20 protein-coding genes are annotated in these 22,733 nt (G+C 50.0%); 8 read left to right on the top strand and 12 right to left on the bottom strand.

Features of this window, described 5'->3' with window-relative positions; translation table 11 throughout:
* Nucleotides 1–12 precede the first annotated feature (12 nt).
* From P2H89_RS31605 to ade, 3 genes are all read right to left on the bottom strand, one after another.
* Nucleotides 13–792 (bottom strand): LiaF domain-containing protein, encoded by a 780-nt coding sequence (locus P2H89_RS31605; RefSeq protein WP_275834803.1) that lies wholly within the window; start codon nucleotides 790–792, stop codon nucleotides 13–15.
* A 120-nt stretch (nucleotides 793–912) separates the two neighbouring features.
* Complete coding sequence (locus P2H89_RS31600) at nucleotides 913–1,536, bottom strand: Crp/Fnr family transcriptional regulator (protein ID WP_275834801.1); 624 nt, start codon at nucleotides 1,534–1,536, stop codon at nucleotides 913–915.
* 427 nt (nucleotides 1,537–1,963) lie between these two features.
* The gene (gene ade / locus P2H89_RS31595) at nucleotides 1,964–3,631 is read right to left on the bottom strand and encodes an adenine deaminase (RefSeq protein WP_275834799.1); all 1,668 of its coding nucleotides are present in this window, start codon (nucleotides 3,629–3,631) and stop codon (nucleotides 1,964–1,966) included.
* A gap of 264 nt (nucleotides 3,632–3,895) precedes the next feature.
* Between ade and P2H89_RS31590 the strand changes: the two genes are divergently transcribed.
* Nucleotides 3,896–4,621, top strand: coding sequence for a hypothetical protein (locus tag P2H89_RS31590; RefSeq protein WP_275834797.1), 726 nt, complete (start codon nucleotides 3,896–3,898; stop codon nucleotides 4,619–4,621).
* A gap of 101 nt (nucleotides 4,622–4,722) precedes the next feature.
* Nucleotides 4,723–7,176: a TIM-barrel domain-containing protein gene (locus P2H89_RS31585; RefSeq protein ID WP_275834795.1), complete on the top strand. Its 2,454-nt coding sequence runs from the start codon at nucleotides 4,723–4,725 to the stop codon at nucleotides 7,174–7,176.
* Between the two features lie 596 nt (nucleotides 7,177–7,772).
* On the opposite strand, the gene trmD is transcribed toward P2H89_RS31585, so the two are convergent.
* Nucleotides 7,773–8,450, bottom strand: a complete 678-nt coding sequence (gene trmD, locus P2H89_RS31580; protein ID WP_275834793.1) for a tRNA (guanosine(37)-N1)-methyltransferase TrmD — start codon at nucleotides 8,448–8,450, stop codon at nucleotides 7,773–7,775.
* Between the two features lie 306 nt (nucleotides 8,451–8,756).
* On the opposite strand from trmD, the gene P2H89_RS31575 reads away from it, so the two are divergent.
* Nucleotides 8,757–10,253 (top strand): DUF5723 family protein, encoded by a 1,497-nt coding sequence (locus P2H89_RS31575; protein ID WP_275834791.1) that lies wholly within the window; start codon nucleotides 8,757–8,759, stop codon nucleotides 10,251–10,253.
* A 61-nt stretch (nucleotides 10,254–10,314) separates the two neighbouring features.
* On the opposite strand, the gene P2H89_RS31570 is transcribed toward P2H89_RS31575, so the two are convergent.
* The 6 genes from P2H89_RS31570 to P2H89_RS31545 all read right to left on the bottom strand — a co-directional run bounded on the left by P2H89_RS31570 (nucleotide 10,315) and on the right by P2H89_RS31545 (nucleotide 16,180).
* On the bottom strand, nucleotides 10,315–10,710 hold the full coding sequence (locus P2H89_RS31570) for a S4 domain-containing protein (RefSeq protein WP_275834789.1): 396 nt from the start codon (nucleotides 10,708–10,710) through the stop codon (nucleotides 10,315–10,317).
* A 58-nt stretch (nucleotides 10,711–10,768) separates the two neighbouring features.
* Complete coding sequence (locus P2H89_RS31565; protein WP_275834787.1) at nucleotides 10,769–12,142, bottom strand: dipeptidase; 1,374 nt, start codon at nucleotides 12,140–12,142, stop codon at nucleotides 10,769–10,771.
* 88 nt (nucleotides 12,143–12,230) lie between these two features.
* On the bottom strand, nucleotides 12,231–13,226 hold the full coding sequence (locus P2H89_RS31560; RefSeq protein ID WP_275834785.1) for a cation diffusion facilitator family transporter: 996 nt from the start codon (nucleotides 13,224–13,226) through the stop codon (nucleotides 12,231–12,233).
* Nucleotides 13,227–13,271: 45 nt separating this feature from the next.
* Nucleotides 13,272–14,810 carry a T9SS type A sorting domain-containing protein gene (locus P2H89_RS31555; RefSeq protein ID WP_275834783.1) on the bottom strand — a complete coding sequence of 513 codons (1,539 nt, stop codon included), beginning with the start codon at nucleotides 14,808–14,810 and terminating at the stop codon, nucleotides 13,272–13,274.
* Nucleotides 14,811–14,815: 5 nt separating this feature from the next.
* Nucleotides 14,816–15,460: a hypothetical protein gene (locus P2H89_RS31550; RefSeq protein WP_275834781.1), complete on the bottom strand. Its 645-nt coding sequence runs from the start codon at nucleotides 15,458–15,460 to the stop codon at nucleotides 14,816–14,818.
* A gap of 84 nt (nucleotides 15,461–15,544) precedes the next feature.
* The gene (locus P2H89_RS31545; RefSeq protein ID WP_275834779.1) at nucleotides 15,545–16,180 is read right to left on the bottom strand and encodes a response regulator transcription factor; all 636 of its coding nucleotides are present in this window, start codon (nucleotides 16,178–16,180) and stop codon (nucleotides 15,545–15,547) included.
* A gap of 463 nt (nucleotides 16,181–16,643) precedes the next feature.
* Here P2H89_RS31545 and P2H89_RS31540 point away from each other — a divergent pair, with 463 nt between their 5' ends.
* From P2H89_RS31540 to P2H89_RS31530, 3 genes are read left to right on the top strand one after another with little or no spacing between them, the layout of a single operon-like run.
* A complete protein-coding gene (locus P2H89_RS31540) occupies nucleotides 16,644–17,192 on the top strand; it encodes an RNA polymerase sigma factor (RefSeq protein WP_275834777.1) in 549 nt (182 codons plus the stop codon).
* Nucleotides 17,185–18,159, top strand: a complete 975-nt coding sequence (locus P2H89_RS31535) for a hypothetical protein (RefSeq protein WP_275834775.1) — start codon at nucleotides 17,185–17,187, stop codon at nucleotides 18,157–18,159. Before P2H89_RS31540 ends, P2H89_RS31535 begins: the two co-directional genes overlap by 8 nt.
* Nucleotides 18,160–18,192: 33 nt before the next feature.
* Nucleotides 18,193–18,909 carry a hypothetical protein gene (locus P2H89_RS31530; protein ID WP_275834773.1) on the top strand — a complete coding sequence of 239 codons (717 nt, stop codon included), beginning with the start codon at nucleotides 18,193–18,195 and terminating at the stop codon, nucleotides 18,907–18,909.
* Here the strand turns inward: P2H89_RS31530 and P2H89_RS31525 are convergent.
* Nucleotides 18,891–20,399, bottom strand: coding sequence for an LptF/LptG family permease (locus tag P2H89_RS31525; RefSeq protein ID WP_275834771.1), 1,509 nt, complete (start codon nucleotides 20,397–20,399; stop codon nucleotides 18,891–18,893). The genes P2H89_RS31530 and P2H89_RS31525 overlap by 19 nt on opposite strands.
* Nucleotides 20,400–20,540: 141 nt before the next feature.
* Here P2H89_RS31525 and P2H89_RS31520 point away from each other — a divergent pair, with 141 nt between their 5' ends.
* On the top strand, nucleotides 20,541–21,152 hold the full coding sequence (locus tag P2H89_RS31520) for a hypothetical protein (protein ID WP_275834769.1): 612 nt from the start codon (nucleotides 20,541–20,543) through the stop codon (nucleotides 21,150–21,152).
* Here the strand turns inward: P2H89_RS31520 and P2H89_RS31515 are convergent, their stop codons facing one another.
* Nucleotides 21,153–21,533 (bottom strand): START-like domain-containing protein, encoded by a 381-nt coding sequence (locus P2H89_RS31515; RefSeq protein WP_275834767.1) that lies wholly within the window; start codon nucleotides 21,531–21,533, stop codon nucleotides 21,153–21,155.
* A gap of 312 nt (nucleotides 21,534–21,845) precedes the next feature.
* On the opposite strand from P2H89_RS31515, the gene P2H89_RS31510 reads away from it, so the two are divergent.
* Nucleotides 21,846–22,721, top strand: coding sequence for an RNA polymerase sigma factor RpoD/SigA (locus P2H89_RS31510; RefSeq protein WP_345799382.1), 876 nt, complete (start codon nucleotides 21,846–21,848; stop codon nucleotides 22,719–22,721).
* The last annotated feature ends 12 nt before the right edge of the window (nucleotides 22,722–22,733 follow it).

The raw sequence follows: 22,733 nt of genomic DNA, 5'->3' as shown, positions 1-22,733 counted from the left end.
GAATGGCGTACGTTAAAAGCTCCTGATCTCGATGCCGGCAAAGAGGGCCGTACCTTGTAGTATCAGCACTTTGTCGGAACTGGTGGTAGGTTGCGGGGGGCGTTTGTCTTCAATACCCCCAAAGATGGCTACCGCTTCCGAGCGGATAGACCAGTGAGGAGGCACGATCAGTTTGGTGCCGCCAAATACCTGCACTACTTCGATCACGATAGGGCCTTTGAAATCGGCCTGCGTTAAATTGATCTCGGCGCCGCCGAAGATCGAAACGATCTCACCGCCCTTGAGGTCTTTGGTATACATCACTTTTTTCACGTTGCCGAATATGGAAACAACATTCAGTGCGTCGGATGTAGCCGTAGCACTGTAGTCATACGTTTCTTCGATTGGTGTGGCTGGATCACCGTAGTAGGTCTTTTCTTCAATACGGCGGTTCTTCTTTCTGCCCGGCGATAAAAGTAAGATAAGTCCCACGCCAAAAACTACTACGGGTATGATGAACCGGCTGGCATCATGGTCGGGGAAAATATTATCCGATAGAAAGAAGGTGCCGATGCCCATCAGGATCAGCCAGCCGAAGTCACGGAAACGGGTTTGAAGTCCGATAAAGAAACCCACCACGATCAGGATCATCGGCCAGGTAAATACCCATTTGGGTATCAGGTCGGCTTCCACTTGCCTGATCATTAACACGGTGCCTGCCAGGAGTAACACGAGGCCGGCCAGTATATTTTTATCTTTCCGGCGACGCCTGGGCTTGTCGGTGGTGGTGTCCTGGAAATCCTGGTTTTGCATATCCTGTATTTTTCACAAAACTATAGGCATAAAATTCCATTTGCAATAACCAATGGGTTATGCCGGGCCTTTTACCGGTGAATACAGGTATTTTCTCGGGGAATCCGGAAGCGTCGGAGACTATTTGGCGTGAGAAAGCTTACTCCTGATGCGGCTGAGTGTTTCGAGCGTCATGCCCAGGTAAGAAGCGATGAACTTGAGCGGTACCCTGTTGAGCATGAAACTTTTGGTCGCAATGAAGCGTTGGTATTTGGAGGTAGCTTCCGTAAGGCGGGCTATGTAAGCCCTTTCCTCTGCATCACGATAGTACTTCTCCAGCAACAGGCGTCCGGCAATATTCACTTCCGGATGGTTGTTGTAGAGGTATTGCAGGTCATCGAAATGCAGCCCGGTGAGCTCGCTCTCCTCGATGGCTTGAATATTCTCGAATGATCTTTGCTGGGTATGAAAACTGGTTATGGAAGTAGCCAGCTCATTTTCGGCAGTGATCCAGGTAGTGATCTCTTTTTTGCCGTCCTGTACATAGCCGCGCAGGATACCCTTTTGAATGAAGTAGATGTAAGCGCACAACTCGCCCGATCTCACCAGGAATTCTCCTTTCTTTACTTTGTAGGAAAAACATTTGCTGTTGGCATACTCTCTTGCTTCATCGCTTAACGGATGAACGGCATTTGCAAAAAATACCAGTGGAGCATCTTGAATAACAATACCTGGCTCACCTGCAGTCTGTTGGTTAAATGACATACAATAGTTCGGGTTTAGTCGGGGGTTCACAAACAGGCCTTCATGACATGGGCGGATACGACCGGTCAATCATTCAGAGGTATTGTATTGGAATGGTGGGTTTCAGTATAGATAGCCGTAACTGTTACTAAAGATATAAAAACTATGCTTATAACAAATGTCAAGGAATAGGAATTTAGCAACCTAAGTGATTTTCTGTACGCACCGGCGTTGAATACACCCTGCATGCAGAAGAAAAATACCCATTCGCCTGACGCTGGTTTTTCGTATTGTCTTATTGTGGCGCCATGGCGAAATGCGCGCCGGATGAAAAGTCTACCAATTTTGTCCCCCAAAGTAGGTACAGCCTTCCCCGGCCAATGGTAGGTTGGAATGTTGAGCGGGATCAACAGTACAAAAATAGGCAGGACCCCGGGGTCCGTTTTATTCAGAGCAAGGCAAATTGATCTCCGTCAAACATGCCCAGGTCGCTCAGCTTTAAGTGTGGGATTACCAATAGTGCCATAAAGGAAAGTGTCATGAATGGAGCCGACAACGTGGAGCCCAGCTCTTTGGCCATGGCGTCGATGGCTGTATAGGAGCGGGCAACGGCATAACCATCTTCATCGCTCATGAGCCCGCCCACCGGTAGCCCTACTACGAGTGAAGAAGCATTTGCATCACCTTTACAACAGCTAACACCTCCCTGCCGGGCGATGACCAGGTTGATCGCCTGGCACAGGCTTTCATCATCTGCACCAACGGCTACAATATTATGCGAGTCGTGCGCCACGCTCGAGGCCAGGGCGCCCGCCTTCAATCCGAAGTTTTTGATAAAACCAATGGCTGGTGGAGCAGGGTGGTACCGGTTTACCACCGCTATCTTCAATATATCCCGGTCGGTATTACTGGTCAACCAATCTGCGTGTTGTGTCGTTAGCCAACTTGCAGGCACATCAAGGCGGTTGGTGATCAATTGACCGTCGAGCGCTTCAATAACCGGAACAGTTGGCTGTTCGTTCGCAGCGGCGCGGAGATCTTCGGGCTTTATGGGACTGCCATGGAAATTATTGACCGGCGCCTGTCGACTGTTGGTTTTGTGGGCAGCGTTCCATTGCTGCATCACTTCAGGTTTGGTCACTTCTATACCATCGATGAAAGTGGCCTTCACCGTAAATTGTTGTACATCCTTGACCAGGATAAAATCGGCGCGATCGCCCACCCGCAATAAGCCTACATCGAGGTGATAGTGCAGTACGGGGTTCACGCAGGCTGCCTGCAATACTTTGAATAGATCGATCCCTTTGGCAACGGCGCGCGCGCAAAGTTGATCTATATGGCCCTCCACCAGGCTGTCGGGATGTTTATCGTCGCTGCAAAACATGATCTGTTCCGGATGGTCGTGCAACAAACCTATGAGGGCTTCGAAATTCCTGGCAGCACTGCCTTCGCGGATGAGGATCTTCATACCGTAATGCAGTTTGTCGAGCGCCTCGGCCTCGGTAAAACATTCATGGTCGGTTGAGATGCCGGCCTCGATGTATTGTTTGGCCTGTTCACCGCGCAGACCGGGCGCATGCCCGTCGATAGGTTTGCCCAGGCGCCGGGCTGCCGCTATTTTGGCCATCACAACAGGGTCTTTGAACAGCACTCCCGGAAAATTCATCATTTCGCTCAGGTACTTCACCTCGTCCATTTGCAACAAAGCCTCTACGTCATCCACATCGAGGGTTGCGCCGGCAGTTTCGAATATAGTGGCCGGAACGCAGCTGGGTGCGCCAAAGTAAAATTTGAAGGGTGTGGTATTGCCATTGTCGATCATATACTGCACACCGGCCAGTCCGCACACATTGGCAATTTCATGGGGGTCGCTCACTGTCGCCACAGTACCATGTACCACCGCCAGGCGGGCAAATTCTGCCGGCACCAGCATGGAACTTTCAATATGAACATGGCTGTCTATAAAGCCCGGTAAAATGAACTGTTCGCTCACGGCAGCCCCCGCCGGCAGTGGATCGATAGACCGGATAATGCCGGCTTCCACCCGGATAGAAGCCGGATATACCTTTTGCTGCCATACATCGGCCAGGAAGCCGGTAATTGAAAAGTTCGTCATAGATACCTGGTTTGATCGTAAATATAGGACCATTTGATCTGGAAAAAGACCGCTTATATTGCCTGACTTTACCCGGTAGCATGGTGAAACTGAGGCTAATGTGCGCATATGCCGCACAAAATGGCGCGCGAATTGTAATATAATCTGCCTTTTTACGTCTAACATTGCGACTGGGCCCGGCCTGTTTTGCTCCATGGCCGCCACCCGTCTTCCGTGTCCCTTCAAATTGGTTCCATGTTTATTATCAAATTAAAAATAAATACCATGAAATTCTTGCGCATGCCTGTTGCCGCGATAGCGGCCTTATCCCTGAGTGTTGCTGTACAGGCTCAAACTGCCGATGAGATCATCAATAAGCACCTTGAGGCCATCGGCGGTAAAGAAAAGATCGCCGGCCTGAAATCGCTGGTCGTCGAGTCAGAAATGGACATTATGGGTACGCCCGCACCCACGGTAACGACGACCTTGTATAAAAAAGGATATATCAGCGAGGTCAACTACAACGGACAAAAGATCATCAATTGCGTTACATCCGACAAAGGGGGCTGGACTGTCAACCCGCTGGCCGGAGTGGTAACTGCAGAGCCCATGCCTGCTGATCAGGTGAAGTCTGGCCAGGTACAGCTGGAACCGGGTGGTTCTTTGTATAACTACGCTGCCAACGGTTTTACTGCCGAACTGGCCGGACAGGAAGAAGTGAACGGGAAGAAAGCCTACAAAATAGTGCTCACCGGCAAAGACGGTACAAGCTTTACTCACTTTGTCGATCCAACAAGTTATTTCATTGTACGCACGGTTGCTAAAATGTCCATTGGCGGAAACCCGATTGAACAGGCTGTCAATTTCAGCGATTATAAGAAAACCGATTTCGGCATGCTCGTACCCAATAACTTTTCTATCGAGTTGCCCAATGGCATGGTTCTTACATCGACTGTAAAGAAAGTAGAAGTGAATAAAGAGATCGATCCAAAAATATTCGACAAGCCCTAAGCGGCTTTCACTCACTTTAACAAACGGGTGCCGTCAATTTTTTTGACGGCACCCGTTGTTTTTATAAATTGACCCACATATACAAATCAGAAATGCAAATAATGCGAAAAACCACGATCGCTGTACTGCTCTTCCTGCTGGTAACAGCCACACAGGCACAAAAAGTGATCGTCAATACTGTTGGAAAGGATCCTTTTAATGGCAAGGCCGATGAGGTGGTATACAAAGCCAAAGAGGGCGAGTGGACCTTTCAGTCATATACCTTTCCGGTCATCAAGGCTACTTACCGGCCCACGGGTTATACACGCGGCGAACAGGTGTCCGATGCCGTGATCGCCAAACCGCCAGCCATCAATACCAAAGTAACCGTCGCCACATCACAAACCATCGACTGGGAAAACAACACCAGCGTGGTTATTCAACGCGATAAACTCTATTTCAAGGCCGGCAAGGAAGTGCGCGTTAAATCAGCTTCGTGGTTCACGCAGGGCGATTACAATGGATTCCGGTTTCAACTGACCGATCAGGAAAAATTCTTTGGCGGTGGCGAGCGTGCCCTGCCAATGGATCGTCGCGGATACCGGTTCAACTTATACAATATAGCAGCTTATGGCTATGGCCTCGGCGCCGATAACCTGAACTTCTCGGTGCCTGTGCTGTTGTCTTCGGCCGGTTATGCCCTGTTCTTCGATAATCCGTCGAAAGGGTATTTTGATATCGGCCTTACTGATAAGGCGGTATTGGAAGCCGGCTTCGTGAGTGGAGAACTTACCTTCTATGTGGTGTTTGGTAAGAACATGGATGAAATGCTGCAGAACTATACAGCCATCACCGGCCGCCAGCCCCTGCCGCCCCGCTGGGCTCTCGGCAACTTCGTGTCGCGGTTTGGTTATCGCAGCGAAGCGCAGGTGAAAGAGGTGGTGGGCAAAATGAAAGAACAGAAGTTCCCGATGGATGGCCTCATATTCGACCTTTTCTGGTTTGGAGATGAAATCAAAGGCGGCCTCGGCAATCTCGATTGGACGAATACCACCAAATGGCCCAATCCCAAGCTAATGCTTGAAAGTTTCCGCCTCAACAATAACCTGAAGTCGGTATTGATCACCGAGCCTTATATTTTGCGCTCATCAAAGACCTATACCGAAGCCACCCCCTTCCTTGCTACCGATGCAGCCGGCAAGCCCTACGATTTTACAGAGCTTTATTTCGGAAACGGTGGTTTGCTGGATGTGTTCCGTAAGCCTGCGCAGGACTGGATCTGGAAATTCTACAAAAAGCAGGTATCCAACGGGGTTACCGGATGGTGGTCCGATCTGGGCGAACCCGAAAAACATCCAATTGGGGTGATGCATAACCTCAAGGATTATGGTGTTAACCGACCCATGGGGGCCGATGAAGTGCACAATGTGTATGGGCACTATTGGAGCAAAATGCTGTTCGAAAAATACAAGGATGACTATTCCTCCGTTCGATTGTTCCACCTCAACAGGGCCGGCTTTGCCGGCAGCCAGCGTTATAGTGTATTTCCCTGGACAGGGGATGTGGCCCGCAACTGGAGCGGTCTTAAATCACAATTCCCGGTATTGCTGGGTATGAGTGCCAGCGGCATGCCCTATGTACATTCCGACGCAGGTGGTTTTGCCATGGCCGATCAGGCCGATGCGGAGCTGTACACCCGCTGGTTGCAGTTCGCTGCCTTTACACCGGTATTCAGGCCGCATGGAACAGCCTTGGGGGATTATGATAAAACTGTCAAAGACATTCCATCCGAACCAGCCTTGTGGGATCAGGCTACCCGCAACAACGTGCGCAATTACATCAACCTGCGTTACCAGTTACTGCCTTACAATTATTCCCTGAGTTATGAACAGTCGGTACTGGGTAAGCCGCTTATGCGACCAGTGTATTATTACAATTTTGCAGATCCCGAAGCGCTGAAGGCAGACGAAGAATACCTCTGGGGCGACAATTTATTGATAGCCCCGGTGACCAGCCAGGGCGCTACCGCCAGGATGGTGTACCTGCCCGAAGGTAAATGGTACAATTTTTACGACAACAGCGTGCAAAATGGAAAGCAATATGTGAACCAGCCGGCTGATCTGTCAAGAATACCGGTGTTTGCGCGGGCAGGTGGCTTCATTCCTGTTTGGCAAGCCGACTCGATCAAATCGACAGAGAGCTATAATTCCAAGGAGCTGGGCCTGTTGTATTATCCGTCTGAGGCTGCCTCTTCTTATGTGTTTTTCGACGATGACGGGACCAGTACGCGTACACTCGAAAAAGCCGATTATGAGTTGATCACCTTTAGCGCCCAGCCGCAGGGTAGTTCCATATCGATAGAAGTAAAGACCAATAACGAGGCTTTGTATAAACGTAAGCAGGTAAGGAAATTCACCCTGATGATACCGGCTACCGGTGGTTATCCCAATATACGGGTGGGTGGAAAGGCGGCGACCGCTGCTACTGCCAAAAAGATCAGTCTCGTTAGCGGCCAGTTTATCGCGGCAGAGATCGAGTTCAGCGGCAAGCCACTGCGTATAGAACTGGTTAAATAACGAGAATGTATAATGTATCTGTGGGGCAAATCGCGATCAAAAGACCGGCCAGTATAGCCGTTTTGCGGAACATAATCCGCAATTCCGCAGCCTGATTTGTATTTATTGGCAAATTTGAATTTGAATCCGGGTGGTATACGATTTGTCGTACCTACCCTCGGTTTTTCATAGGATATTGGATTATAAATTGCCTGGATGTCTATCCGGGCTATTTTTTTGTGGTACCTGCCTGCTTTTTTAGGAGGCTGGCTACGTCATTAAAATGGATGGTATGCGGTTAATTGTAGAACTGTAATCAGGTGAAAAAGCAGTATATAGATGGGTGCTGGTAGATACCCGTTAAGCCCTGGGTAGTTTTGCGATGTGGATAACAAGCTTTTGGCATGAAGCATGCAATTACTGATACAACCAAAATCCGTCTCTATGAAAAAGACAATCCTGATCAACCTGCTTATGCAACTCGTATTTTATGCTTTGGTGTACGTAGTTGCATCGTGGTAGTTATCACGTCTCGTTTGATGAGTCGACCTTCCAGCACCCTGAATGGGCCCTGTACTACGGTATGGATCCGGCAGCCCGTGCTGGAAGTATCGTTCTTAATCTTTCAGCAGGTCCGGTTTCCTCTCGGTGGTGCGTTGCACTGCCTGGTCATATCGCCATTCTTCAATCTTTTTCAGATCACCGCTCAGTAAAATATCGGGCACTTTCCAGCCCCTGAAATCTGCCGGCCTGGTATAAACGGGGGGAGCTAATAAATTGTCCTGGAAGGAGTCGAACAGGGCCGAGGTTTCATCGTTGAGCACCCCTGGCAACAATCTGCCAATAGCATCTACCACTACCGCCGCCGCCAGTTCTCCGCCGCTAAGCACATAACTGCCGATCGTGATCTCTTTCGTTACAAAATGATCGCGGATGCGTTGGTCGATGCCTTTGTAGTGTCCGCAAATAATGAGCAGGTTCTGCTTCATCGACAATTGGTTGGCCGTGCCTTGTGAAAAATCTTCACCATCAGGCGTCATATAAATGACCTCGTCGTATTTCGTTTCTTTCGATAATGCTTCGATGGCATTTGCCAGAGGTTCGGGCATCATGACCATGCCGGCGCCGCCGCCATACTGGTAGTCGTCGATCTGGCCATAGTCATTTATCGCCCATTGACGCAGGTGATGCACCTGAATGGTCAGCAGCCCCTTGTCGCGGGCCCTTTTCATGATTGAGTGGGATAGCGGACTTTCCAATAATTCGGGTAAAACAGAGATAATATCGATGCGCATGGCGCAAAGATAAACAAGAGCGACCGTAAACCAGCCCGCCGGAGGAGACCGGGAAGGGAAGGGCGGTACTAAGCGGGACGGGGCCGGTAGGTAAAAACCGGCCAGGGTGATGCTGCATTAACCAGTAGATTCTTTGGTGACCAATACCAAATCTCCCTGCAATGCGGTTGTGATCGCATGATAACCAATCTGTATTTCGAAATTTCCCTTTTGCAGGCATCAAATATTCCCGGTGCTTTTGCGTTTAAGGCATGGAACATCGGTTGGATGTCTGTGACCCTTAACCCCTAAACCCCTCTTTAACGCATGTTTAAGCAATTAAACGGACAAACCCTATTGCGTAGATTGATCGTCCCTTCTTTTTTGTGCAGTGCATTGGTTGGTTATTCCCAGGATTACACAGGTTATCGTACCGGCAATTATACCGGCGTCAACGGTGTATTCTTCAACCCGGCCAATATCGCCGATAGCCGCTACAGGTGGGATGTGAACCTCGTTTCGGTGAGTGTGCTGGGCGGTAATAACCAGGCCTCTTTCAAACTGAAGAATCTCAGTGAATCCTTTAATGCAGACAGTCTCGAAAACCAGTTATATGGTAAGAATGCAGGCCCTACCAACGGTATTATGAGCGTTGGATTGATCGGCCCCTCTTTCATGTTCAATGTATCACCCAAAACCTCGATCGCGCTCACCACCCGCAGCCGGGTGATGGCCAACGTACAGGATGTTGACGGTACGCTGCTGCAGCAGGTGATCGATGGTTACGCCAACGGCGACGAACTGCCTTACACCATCACGTCGGCGAAGAACATGGTGGTGAATATGAATGCGTGGACCGAGTTTGGTGCCAGCGTAGGGCAGGTAATCCTCGATAAGGAGAAGCATTTTCTCAAAGGCGGTGTTACCCTTAAATACCTCGCCGGCGTAGGTAATACTTACCTGCAATTGAAACAGCTCAGTACAACGATCAATGAAGATAAAGTGTCGGAGAAAGGCTATCTCTCCAATACAACCGGCCGCATTGGTATCGGTTTCGGCGGCGCCAGCTTCGATAATTTTGAGGCCGATGACCTCACCACTTTCGATAGCAAAGGTTTTGGTGTAGACATCGGTTTCGTGTACGAATTCCGTCCCGACCAGGCAAAGTACAGGTCTGGCGATAAATACGATTGGAAGCGTAATGAGAATAAATACAAGTTGCGCGTAGGCCTTGCCTTACTCGACATCGGCGCTATCAAATACAAGCGCGACCTCAGCCGCAGCGGTGCCTATGACCTGGGTGTTACCGGCGTTGAACGCTTTTACCTGTCCGAGCTGAAAGATGTTGACCTCGATGATTACAAGCAATTTTTCGACAACCGCCCGCAATACTTTACAGCGGTTGCCGGCAGCACAGAAGGTGATTACAAAGTAGCCTTGCCCACTACCATTCAACTGGATGTGGACTACAACCTGCACAAAAAGTTTTATATCAGTCTGGCTGGCCAGTTCTCGCTGATCAATAGCGATAGCAAACCTTACAATAGTCAGTACCGCAATACATTCACGCTTACACCGCGTTACGAAACAAGGCTGTTCAGCGCCTTCCTGCCGCTCAATTACAATGAGCTCACGAAGTTCAATGCGGGTTTATCGCTCCGTTTCGGACCAGTGTTTCTTGGTTCGGGCAGCGTGATCACCGCCCTGCTGGGTGAATCAAAACAGGCAGATGCGCATATCGGTATCCGCTTCGGTATCCTGCACAAGGATAAATCGGGAAAGAAGAAAGTAGCAGAGAAGCCAGCCGAAGCCGCCAATCAATAGTTTTCTGATCAAAGGTATAGGTAAGACAAAGCCCCCGGTTGCAGATCCGGCGGGCTTTTTTTTATTCACCATCTTCGAAGAAATCGCCCAGTTCGCGCCGCTGCTTTTTGGTAGGACGGCCAATCTTGCTGAGGCGCTTGCCGGTATGGAAACTCGCTGCCTGGAATTCCAGACGTTCCAGCTCTTCGGGAGGAGTAATATCAGTATAATACTTGATGGCCTCTGAGTAAGCCACGCGGTTATGCAATAAGGCAGCAACTTTCACCCGCCAGCGGCGCGCTTCGGTCTTTACATGGTATTCGTCGCCTACCGTAACCGTTTTCGATGGCTTTACCGGCATATCATTCAGCTTAACCTTTCCCGCATCGCAGGCAGCCGCAGCCAGCGCCCTCGTTTTGAACAGGCGAATGGCCCACAGGTATTTATCGATCCTCAGTTTTTCTTTTTCGGTACCCATGGTGTAAAATTAAAAAATCCCGGAGGTTCTGCCTCCGGGATGATGATATTTAAGCCGATCAGGCCTTATTGAATTCCGCAAAATACTGGTGGAAATAAGGGATCGTTTCGATGCCCTTGTAGAAATTGACCAGGTCAAACTTCTCATTGGGCGAGTGCAGGTTGTCGCTGTCCAGCCCAAATCCCATAAATACGATCTTCACCCCCAGTTCGCGTTCGAGGGTAGTGCAAATAGGAATACTGCCGCCACCGCGTACGGGAACAGGTTTCTTATTGAAAGTAGTTTCGATGGCTTTGGCAGCAGCCTGGTAAGCCAGCGAATCGATCGGCGTCATATAAGGTTCACCACCATGCAGGTTCTCTGCTTCAACCGTTACGGAGGCAGGAGCAATTTTGCGGAAATAATCGAGCAACAGGGCAGTGATGTTTTCCGAAGATTGATTGGGTACCAGTCTGGCCGAGATCTTCGCGTATGCTTTAGATGGCAATACGGTCTTGGCGCCTTCGCCGGTATAACCACCCCAGATGCCATTGAGCTCGATCGTTGGGCGGATACCGGTGCGTTCGTTGGTCGTAAAACCTTTCTCACCCCACAGTTCCTTTACACCGAGGTCGTTTTTGTATTCTTCCTCATCATAGGGAGCCTGTGCCATCAGGTTGCGTTCTTCCTGACCCGCCTCTACCACATCGTTGTAAAAACCGGGAATGGTGATATGGTTGTTCTCATCGTGGCATGATGCGATCATCTTTGCCAGTATCGTAATGGGGTTGGCTACTGCACCGCCGTAAACTCCAGAGTGCAGGTCGCGGTTGGCCGCGGTCACTTCCACCTGGATATAGGCCAGGCCGCGCACGCCGATATCGATGGAAGGGTTTTCCATGCTGATCATGGACGAGTCGCTGATGAGGATCACATCACACTTCAACAGGTCTTTATGGGCAGCCACAAATTTGCCGAGGTTGGGCGAGCCAACTTCTTCTTCGCCTTCGATCAGGAATTTGATATTGGTAGCCTGCGAATTGGTCCTGGTTAAAATCTCCAATGCCTTTACGTGCATATAGAACTGCCCCTTGTCATCGGCCGAGCCACGGGCATATATTTTGCCATCCTTGATCACGGGGTCAAAAGGGCCACTGTGCCAAAGGTTCAGCGGATCGGGTGGTTGTACATCGTAATGACCGTATACCAGTACCGTTGGTTTCTTGGGGTCAATGATCTTTTCTGCATATACTACCGGATGTCCGTCTGTTTCGTACACCGCCGCAGTCGCTGCACCGGCATCCAGCAACCGCTGCTTCACTGCTTCCGCACACAGCTTCATATCCTCCTTGTTGGAGCTGTTGGAACTGATAGACGGAATGCGCAACAGTTCAAGCAACTCGTTAAGGAATTTCTCCTTGTTTTTCTCCTGATAGTCTTTCCAGGCTTGCATATTGACAGATTTATGTTTAACTGAAATAGGTCATTGGGAAGCGAATATAGGCCGTTTTCCGGAACTCGGCCGGGCTCGTCTCCCCCCTTCACACGCCGGGATTTAACTGGTGCTTCTTGTTCTGGGCCAGGTTTTCCAGCGTCCAGGGCACCTGCTTAACAAAAGGCTGCTGGCGAACCGTACAATCCTTCTTGGTGCAAATGCGGCAGGAGAAATCGAGGCAGCCGTCGGAGTGTACGAACAATTCGAGCGTGGAGCCAAATTCGTTGCGTATGAGGCTGGATAGCTCATCGATCTCGCGATGTGCTTCATGCACATTGAAATACCAGGGCACGGTAAGGTGACAATCTACATGCAGCTGGCCGCCGTATTTGATCACGCGCAGGTTGTGCAGGTCGATCCAGTTCTCGCGGCGGTGCTTGTTGAGCAGGTCAACCATTTTCAGCAATAGATCCCGGTCGGCCTCGTCCATGATGCCGGCAATAGAGCTGCGCAAAATGCGGTAGCCGGTGATGATGAGGAGCACACCAAACAAGATAGCAACCACCCCGTCGATCCATTGAATGTGCGTCACATAGATCAAAGCAAGGCCAACGATGATGCCAAGGGTTGAGTAAGTGTCGGATTGTAAATGTTTGCCGCTCGCAACAAGGGCCAGTGAATTGTTTTTCTTTCCCTGGCGCACGCTGTAATAACCCATGGCAAAATTCACCAGGGCGGTAAAGGCTACCAGTATGATACCGTAGTCGAGTTTTTGCAATTCGCGTGGATGCAGCAGGTTGTCGATCGCTTCATAGATGATGAACAAGCCCGCCACTCCGATCAAAGTGCCTTCTACGGCGGCCGACAGGAACTCGGCCTTCCCATGTCCATAAGGATGGTTCTCATCGCGTGGCTTGGCAGCCACAAACAAACTATATAGACCAATAAAGCCGGCAATGACATTGACGGTGCTTTCCAAAGCGTCCGTCAATATCGCTACCGAGCGCGTCAGAAAATAAGCAACGATCTTGATAAGGAACAGGCACACGCCTATCGATACTACCCATTTCTGTATGCGAAGATTTTCCCTTCCTGTTTCCACTTCGGCCAATTTGCCGTAAAAGTAGAATTTATTCAATTGTGCCGCCTACCGCACTACCATTACTTTTTCCTTAAATGCCTGGCCCATTCCAAACGCATGGGGAATTGTAAGGACATAGGTGCCGGCCGGCAGGTTATGAATGTTTACCGCTTGTGTGCCTCTGATGCTAAACTTTTGAACAAGCTTACCGCTCAGGTCGGTAATAAGGGCTTCTTTAGGGTCGTTGATGCCCTCCAGGCGAATGCTAAACTGTCCTTCGCTGGGGTTGGGCCATATCAATACGTTCACACCGGCGCCGCCTTTGATCGCTTTGATCATGGAATAATAAGCACGATCATCGAGGTCTACCTGTTTCAGCCGGTAATAGGCGATGCCAGGATAGTTGTTGTTGTCGGTGAAGGAATAGTCGATGGGCATCACACTGTTACCATTAGCTGCTTTGGAGGCAACAAATCCTTTATTGGTGAAGTCCGTTTCTGTGTCCAGCCTTCTTTCAACGTAAAAGCCCTGATTATTGTGCTCCGTTTGGGTTTGCCATCCCACCAATACCTGCGTGTCAGTATGGCGCTTCAGGTTAAACTGCGTCAGGCTCACCGGTAAGGTCGTTGCCAGCAGGCCAATGCCGAATTCGCTGAAGGTACTCAGCTTGTTGCGTTGTGCATAGCCATGTGCTACGAGCCGGCCCAATCCTCCAGTAGCATTTACATGACTACCGGTTGGCACCGACCAGTCGGCGCCATTGGAAGAGGCTTCGGGTCTGCGCAGGATGGTGAACAGGTTGTCGCTTAAGCCTGTAAAGCCATTTATGTATACACGCAGGTCGTATTGGCCGGTAGTGGGTGTTCCATTCGGGCTCAGGTGCCAGATGCCTGCGTTATGAATGCCGGTATAGGAGGCGCCTGCTTCGGTTACAACCAGTCCCGCATCGGTACCCAGTTTGGGTTGAAAAGATGCGTCGATATAGCTGATGTTGTTGAGTGGATTGGCCATCAGGTTGTCCATTTCGGCGAGATACACGCCAGAAGAAAGCCCCAGGGGAAATGTGTATTTATTGGTCAATGCCGGGTTAATGAAACGCCTTATACTGCCATTGATCCAGCATTGGCTATAATTAACATTCGAAGGAGATGCTTCGATTGCCAGCTCATCCATACCGGTCACTACAGCGGAGTGCGTGAGCGTGCGGATCCTGCCCTGGTTGAGGTACCACTTGAGGGCAGATACCGAACTCGCGAATTGCAGGTCATATCCGCTCATTTCCAGGCTTCCGAAAACATTCAGCGTTTGGATCGTTTGTGGCATGCTACTGTTGAAGACGATCCTCCCGGTACCATATTGGTAGGGAGTAATGGTTTGGTCGGTGAAGTTGGCGCTATACCCCGCACTATTGCCCAGCAGGATCGTGCCGGCGTTGATCAATACGCTGCCTGCCTCAAGACTGATATCTCCCTGAACAACAAATTCAACGCCTGATTGAATGCGAATATCGGCCCCGGATTGCACATACACCTGCGTCATGGCTGGTAAGCAGCAGCTAACTGCCGGCAGTACCGCAAAGAATAATTTTCTCAAAGTGGATGGCATTGGAGTTATGGTTTATAGATCACGAAATGAAAATTGCCATCGATATCAGCACCAGTTATGCTATACAGGAATACCTGCAGCCTGCCGGCACCACTGCCAGTGGTGGATATAACGGGTGTAGTGCTGCCGATGGGCGTCACCACGGTAATGTATTGTTGAAACTGGTAGTTTTCGCCGGTGATCGTGATGTCATAAAAGCCGGTAATAGTGTGGCTCACCGAAACATTGCCGCTACTAGCCTGGACGAAGCCTGCAGCGCTGATATTGCCATAGGCGATCGGCAAAAGGTTGGCGTTGCCTGTTTTGGAGCTGCGGGTGAGTTCGTTCTGCACATCGACGGAACCACTGGCAGTAACGGAAAGCTTGGGAATACCTTGTATTGTAAGGTGAACGCTGCCGGTAGTATTGCCGCCACCGGTACCAAAGTCTACATCCTCGGCCGACCCCGCCCAGGAGCCTAAATAGCCCCGGTAAAAATTGCTTTCGTACAGGGTCATGTACATGGCCGAAGAGCCGGTGAATCGCGCCACCGGGCCAACGGGACTGTACACGTCGAGTTTATAGAGGGGCGCGGGTACGCCGATGCCGACATTTTGAGCATGGGTGGTAAAAGAGATTACTAATAGCAGCAGGATGGATAGTTGTTTCATGAGTGGTTACTGTTTGTACCAAAACTAAACAGTACCATCAAGGCATACACTACATCATCATGTAGTGGAAAGCGTTGTAGCTTTTTATACCAGTCCGTCTTTAATGGCTTTGGAAACCGCTTCGGTAGCGGAATGTACATGAAGTTTGTCGTAGATCTTTTTGATGTAGAAGCGCACCGTATCGTGGCTGATCTTTAGCTGGGCAGCGATCATCTTGTAGCTGAAACCCTGTACCAGCAGTTGCAGGATGCTGATCTCTTTTTCGGAAAGGTCGGTCTTTTCCTGGTCGGGATTGTGGGCCGGAGGGATCATCAACAATACTTTGCGGGCTACTGTACCCGTCATGGGAGCGCCGCCCGACAGTACATTGCGTACGGCTGCGGGCACTTCGAGCGAAGCGTATCTTTTGAGGATATAACCACTGGCGCCGGCACAAATGGCGCGGAAGATATTTTCATTGTCGTCGAAAACGGTCAGCATGATGATGGGCAGCTCGCCGGCAAATTTGCGGATGCGCCGCACGGCCTCTACGCCATTTACACCAGGCATATCTATGTCCATCAGTATCACATCCGGCTCCAGTTGCCGCACATCTGTTTCTACGGTCTCTGCATTGGGAATACCGGCCATGAACTCCAGGTCGGGCTCTTCACTCAGCAGGGTTTCCATGCTTTGCCGCAGCGCTTCATTGTCGTCGTATAGTAGGATCTTGATTGCCATTAGCTTGTTAAAGGTAGTATCCTAAAATACGATATCCGCTACATTATCATGTAGTATCCGGAGTGAAAAGATGCCGGCAACGGGAAAAAACCACTCCGCCCGCCGGCCGGCATACAAATTCACCCCAGAGAACTAAACGTTTAAGGGAAAACCACCACCTGTTAATCATTGTCTGTGTTACTGTTCGGGGTACGGACTTTCGTTCTACCCAGATACAGCCAGCATCCGACCGCTGCCAAACATGAACTTCCCAAAGGATGTGGGGGAGGTAAGCACTAAAGTGTAAGGGTTTGATCAACAAACTATAATCCGGTTTCAGCACTGATTCCAATGTTTAGACCGGACTTCATTTCCAAACGTTTCGCCGCCGGGAAAAAAAAGTCACTTTTTTTGAATTACCCACAAACAGTGATTAACATAGTGGGGCATCGCCGGGAATAGGGAAAAACCTGATATTTGTTGGATGGAACCTGTACGCAACGCCCCTCCTCATTTTGAGGTCTTAACCCAACAAGCTGCTAATGGCGACAACAAAGCCTTTCAGCAACTCTACGATCATATCGCCGGGCGGATGTACAGCCTCTGTCTGCGTTATGCCGGCAATGCCAATGATGCCAACGATTGCTTCCAGGAAGGTTTCGTAAAACTCTACAGGCACCTGTCGGGGTTCAGGGGCGATGGTTCCTTCGAGGGATGGGCCCGCAGGATCTTTGTTGGCACCTGTATTGATTTCATCAAAAAGAAGAAAATAGTACTTACTGCTATCAGCGACGAAATAGAACTGGCTGCTGATGGGCTGAGCGGCTATGACAAGCTCACGAACGATGAACTGATGAAGATGATCGGCACCATGCCCGATGGCTACCGTACGGTCATCAATCTGTACCTCGTAGAAGGGTACAACCATAAAGAGATCGGAGAAATGCTGGATATATCGGAAGAGGGTAGCCGTTCGCAATTGTTCAGGGCCAGGGTTTATCTGCAGAAATTATTCAAGGAAACCAATGGATAACAGGATCACTATACTAAGTCGCCTGCGCGACTATGAGGTACAGCCCCCGGCTGCCGCCTTCCAGCGCTTGCTGGCGAGGCTGGAGCAGGAAGCTGCGCCCGATCCTGACGTTCAATGGCTGGGTGCCTGGCAGCCTTTACAAGAGTTCGAACAGCAGCCACCAGCCTGGCTGCCGGCGGCCATATTGCAGGCAACGGTACATACACCGATGCTGGCCGGCTTGCAGTCGCATGAGCAGGCGCCCCCTGCCGGGGCCTTTGAGCAAATACTGCGCGAAGCGGCGACTGTTGTCCATCAGGAACCGATCGAACCATCCACACCCCACGAAAGCCTGTTACCAGGGATCGAAGAAACGGTGGGCGGAAAGCGCAAGGCCTTTCTCTGGTTCAGGATCGCAGCGGCGGCCTGCCTGCTGCTCATAGCGGGGTGGGGAATATACCGGTTGAACAGGAGCCAACCGGTTGTGACTGAAACGTCTACGACACAACAGCAGCCGGTACAAGAAGTCCCCGCGCCCCAGGTGCCCGCAACGCCGGCGCCATCCCCGCAGCCGCCGGCCGATATGGCCCGGTATCAGGCCTATGATAATGTCCACACAGAAAATTATTTCAGCAGTAATACGTTCTTAATTGGCGATGAGGGTATCGGCCTCATCGATAATGATTTTATCGTCACCCTGGCCAGCTATCAGTACAAGGAATTGCCTTCCTTCCTCACTGAAGAGGAAGAGGGCGAAAAGATGGTAAGGCTTGATCAATACAGCTATTTTACGATCTCGGAGAACATGATGAATAACCTGCGCAAAATGTACCAGCGAAGATCGAAAGGTACACCAACGCGCCGGGCAAGGAAGGAAATGGAAAGATTGGAAAAGTGGAAGCTGGCCGACGAACACCAGTTCGACAGGAGCAGACGGCAGAACCCCCTGGATCCGATAGACCTGGCTGAATTCATTTTTAATTATTAACCTGGGAATGACCTTTCATTCCACCCGAAGACCATGTCACGCACGAACCTCTTTTATACCGTAGCAATCGCTTTCGTCACCATGTCACTGACGCAGGCGCCCCAAACTGCCCCGCCCAAAGAGCTGGTACCGCTTAAATCGGTCGATGACCTTACCGTCACTTACACGATCGAACTCAGCAAATCCAGGAAAAGAAGCGTTGGCATTGGTGAAGCCTACAATGGCGGCACCAAGACCCTGTTCATCAGCAATGGCCTCGTACGCCTGCGACTGGTAAGCCTCATGCGCATGCAAAGCATCTTTATGCTGCCTCCCGGCAACGAAGAGCGTACTGCAGCCATCGTCAAGGAGTCGGGGAAGAACAAGAACAAGGTGTACCTCAATGCAGAACAGTGGAAACAATACAACGCGAAATACGGACAAGCCAGCTGTAAACTGGCCGACGATACCGCCTTCGTATCCGGCTATGCCTGCAACAAAGCGGTGATCACACTTGCCGACGGAAAGATCATCACCGCGTGGTTTACCCGCCAGATACAGCGTACGGAACCCGCGCTCGTAGAGCCCGTCTTTGCCTGCATACCCGGACTGGTGCTGAAATATACGTACGAATACAAAAAGGGAAAGATTACTTATACTGCTACCTCGATCAGCAAAAAGCAGATCGACCAGGATATCCTCAAGGTACCTTCAAAAGGTTACATCGAACAGCCCTACCAACCGGTGGTTGATCAGCCTTCAGCCGGCTGATCTTTCTTGATCGTCAGGTCTTCGCCGGAGATCTCCGCTTCCAGCTCCGTTGGTAACTCGTCAGGTTCTTTCGCCGCAGCCTTTTTCTTCCTCAGCTTACGGAAGAAGCGGTAGTAGAATTCTTTATTGAACAGTTGAGAGTCATGGAGTGCTTTGTAAATGAGGAAGAAGCCAATGGGCAGCAGCACGATCGTGGCCAGCCACATGCCGGCAATAGGCTGCAACACGTCCTCCTTAACGAACTTCTTGCCGAAATTATTCAGCAGGAAGAATACCACGAAGAAGATCACCGCAAATACCACGGGCGTACCGATACCTCCTTTCCGGACGATCGATCCGAGAGGAGCACCGATCAGGAACAGCACCAGTACAGCGATCGACATGGTGAATTTTTCGTGCCAGGTCATGAGGTGAATGCGCAATTCCTTGCGCCTGTTCTCGTAATCTGTGGCGGCGCCGTCGAGCGTCGATTTCAGTGAGCTCGTGAAAGAAATACTTTGGTCAATGACGCTCACGCGGGCACTGTCGGGCAGGGTTTTGATGAAAGGTGTGTCCTTCTTCAAAGCCGGCACCCTCACCTTCGCCCATCCACTGTCCATATACTGCATAAAAGGCAGGTAGGCCTTCATTTCGGCTTTATGGCGCTCATGGAACTGGTTGAGCATCTTTTGTACGGAGTCGATGGACCGGTTAAGCTGCAGGATGGTGAGCATTTCGGCGCGGTCCTTATACACACTATCCGACGTGAAATTCCGCATCAGGGCGCTGAGGTCGAGTACTTTTTTATATTCCTTGAAACCCAGCCGGTAGAAGCGGCTATTGACACCGGTCCTTTCCCCTTCTTCCTCATAACGCCAGCCATCCTGCAGGGTGAATTCGAGGTAACGCTTATCGTCCGACATGCGCATCACACCCCGCCTGGCCGAGATCATATTGTCCTGCACATTGGGGCTGGTCTCGAAGATGATAATATCGTTGAGTACAGAGTCGTTGACCTTTTTAGCTACCTTGATGGAGTAACCGGGGATCATGTTGTAGAAGGTACCCTCCTTCAGATCGAAAGCCGGCTTTTGGTTCACCAGGTCGTACTGAAGGGTTTTCATTTTCAGGTTGGCAACGGGGATCACGTTGTTGTTGAAGTAGAAAGCGAGCACGGCTAGCAGTAAGGTGGTCACCAGCAGCGAACGCATGAAACGCAGCAAGCCGATACCGGCCGATTTGATGGCCACCAGCTCGAAGGTTTCGCCCAGGTTGCCAAAGGTCATGATAGAAGAAAGCAGCACGGCGAGGGGGAGTGCCAGGGGCACCAGCGTCGCGCTCAGGTAAATGATCAGGCGAACGATGGTCATGCCATCGATTCCCTTGCCCACAAAATCGTCGATCCACAGCCAGAAGAACTGCAGGATCAATACAAACAAGGTGAGGAAAAATGTGGCAATGAAGGGCCCTATAAACGCCTTCAGGACCAGTATATCCAGTTTTTTGATCACTATGTTGGTTTCACTTTTCTTGTTCCGGCCAGGCATGCAGGTATTCCCTGAACGTTCATTCGATCACCTCGTGGGGCAACTACTGTTGCACATGCCCTTCCGCTAGCCACAAAACCCGGAACGGTTGATTAACTTTATTCAATGAACGCGGCAAAAATACAGCTTTCAGCAGAGGAATCAACCCTGATACAGAACGCAGCATGGCTTTTAACAAAGAATATCATCATCGATAAAGTAGTAGCGCTGATGGGGCAGCAGATTCCCGTCATGAGATCGCTGCATGAACAGCTGCGTCATCCGTTGCCGGAAGCCGCGGCAGCTTCTTCGCCCAAAATATCAAAAGGAGAAAAATATGAAGGATTGCCCTGGGTGATGCTCGATTTTCCGCGCGTATTCGGTAAAGAAGATACCTGGTCTATCCGCACTTTCTTCTGGTGGGGCCATTTTTTCAGTCTTACGCTGCAGCTTAAGGGCAGCTACAAAGAGCGATATGAGCGCACCCTCCGTGATAATTTACCATTGTTGAAACAGCATGGATTTTACCTGTGCATCGCAGCCGATGAATGGCAACATCATTTTGAGGAAAGCAATTACATGCCGCTTCATCAGTTGGATGAATACTCGATAGAAGAATTGCTATCGAGTAGTAATTTCTGTAAGCTATCCGCTAAAATTCCTTTGGAGCAATGGGAACATGCCAATGCGAAACTTATGCAGTTGTACCAGGTGTTATTGCAGGCGATGGGCCACTGATTAGTTACCCAGGCGGTGAAACAGGTCCTTAACCTGATAACCCCACAGTTGGCTTTGATCTTTTACTTCTGCTTTTTCTGCAAAATCCCTGATAACAAGTATCGTCTGGTTGGTAACTTCTGATTTTTCGATCCGGAACTCAAAATATTCATCAGTTGGTGCATGTAACCAATGGAATCGTATGAATTTTTCTGGTTCACTTTCAGTTACTTCAGCTCTGTCGGTTGTCCCATTCCAGGAAAAACTGAAAACATTATCCCGTTCATCCACTTTATCAGCAAACCACTCCTGCAAACCGGCGGCCGTACTAAGGAATTCATATAAAATGGAAGGAGAACATCTTAACGGATACTCTAACGTAAATTGTTGTTTCTTACTCATCTACTCCTTGTATTGATCTTTTTATAATACCAATGCGCAATAATAGAAAAATAATGCAACCCCCAAAATTTTTTTGTTGCAAACCCCGTTAAAGGTAGGGAAAGTCATATATAACCCGAAAAACTTTAAAGCTACTGACAACCAGCAATTTAAATGTGAATAATTTGGTTTCCGGGCCGGAAATCATTAAATTGCTGAAGGCCAACTTTTATAAGTCGGCAGTCCGGATGCAAGAAAATAACCCGTACAGCGTTTTTTCACGTATCTAGTACGTAGCCTTTAAACCTTAAAAACCCTTTAAATGACCTACCTATGAGTATGCGTCAACTCAAGATCACGAAATCGATCACGAATCGTGAATCTCAGAGCCTTGAAAAGTACCTGCAGGAAATTGGTAAAGTCGAATTGATCAGCCCCGAAGAGGAAGTGCGGTTGGCACGCCGAATCAAACAAGGCGATCAATCCGCGCTCGACAAGCTTACCAAAGCAAACCTGCGCTTCGTAGTTTCGGTCGCAAAGCAGTATCAGAATCAGGGACTCTCCCTGCCAGACCTCATCAATGAGGGCAACCTGGGCCTCATCAAAGCCGCTCAACGCTTCGATGAAACCCGCGGTTTCAAATTTATCTCCTACGCAGTTTGGTGGATCCGTCAAAGCATATTGCAGGCCCTGGCCGAGCAATCCCGCATTGTACGCCTGCCACTCAACAAAGTTGGTCTCACCAACAAGATCCAGAAGGCATTCTCCCAACTGGAACAGGAGTATGAACGGGAACCCTCACCTGAAGAATTGGCGGAACTGCTTGAACTGGAAACTGAAGAAGTGTCAGCTACGCTGGGCATTGCAGCCCGCCACGTAAGCATGGATACGCCACTGTCCGAAGGGGAAGACAATACCCTCGTAGACGTGCTGGAGAATCCGAATGCCGAAAGGGCCAACCTGCAGATCGAGCACAACGAATCGCTGAAACAGGAAATTGAACGCTCTATGAAGATGCTCACCGAAAGGCAGAAAGAAGTGATCTGTTACTTCTTCGGCATCGGGGTCGACCATCCCATGAGCCTCGAAGACATCGGAGAGAAGTTCAACCTCACCCGCGAACGCGTTCGTCAGATTAAAGACAAAGCCATCACCAAGCTCCGTACCAACTCCCGTTCCAGGGAATTGCGCGGTTATTTGGGCGTTTAACCTTAAAATGTA

Source organism: Paraflavitalea sp. CAU 1676 (genome assembly GCF_029223285.1).
Lineage (GTDB): Bacteria > Bacteroidota > Bacteroidia > Chitinophagales > Chitinophagaceae > Paraflavitalea.
This window is presented reverse-complemented; position numbering and strand designations above follow the sequence as displayed.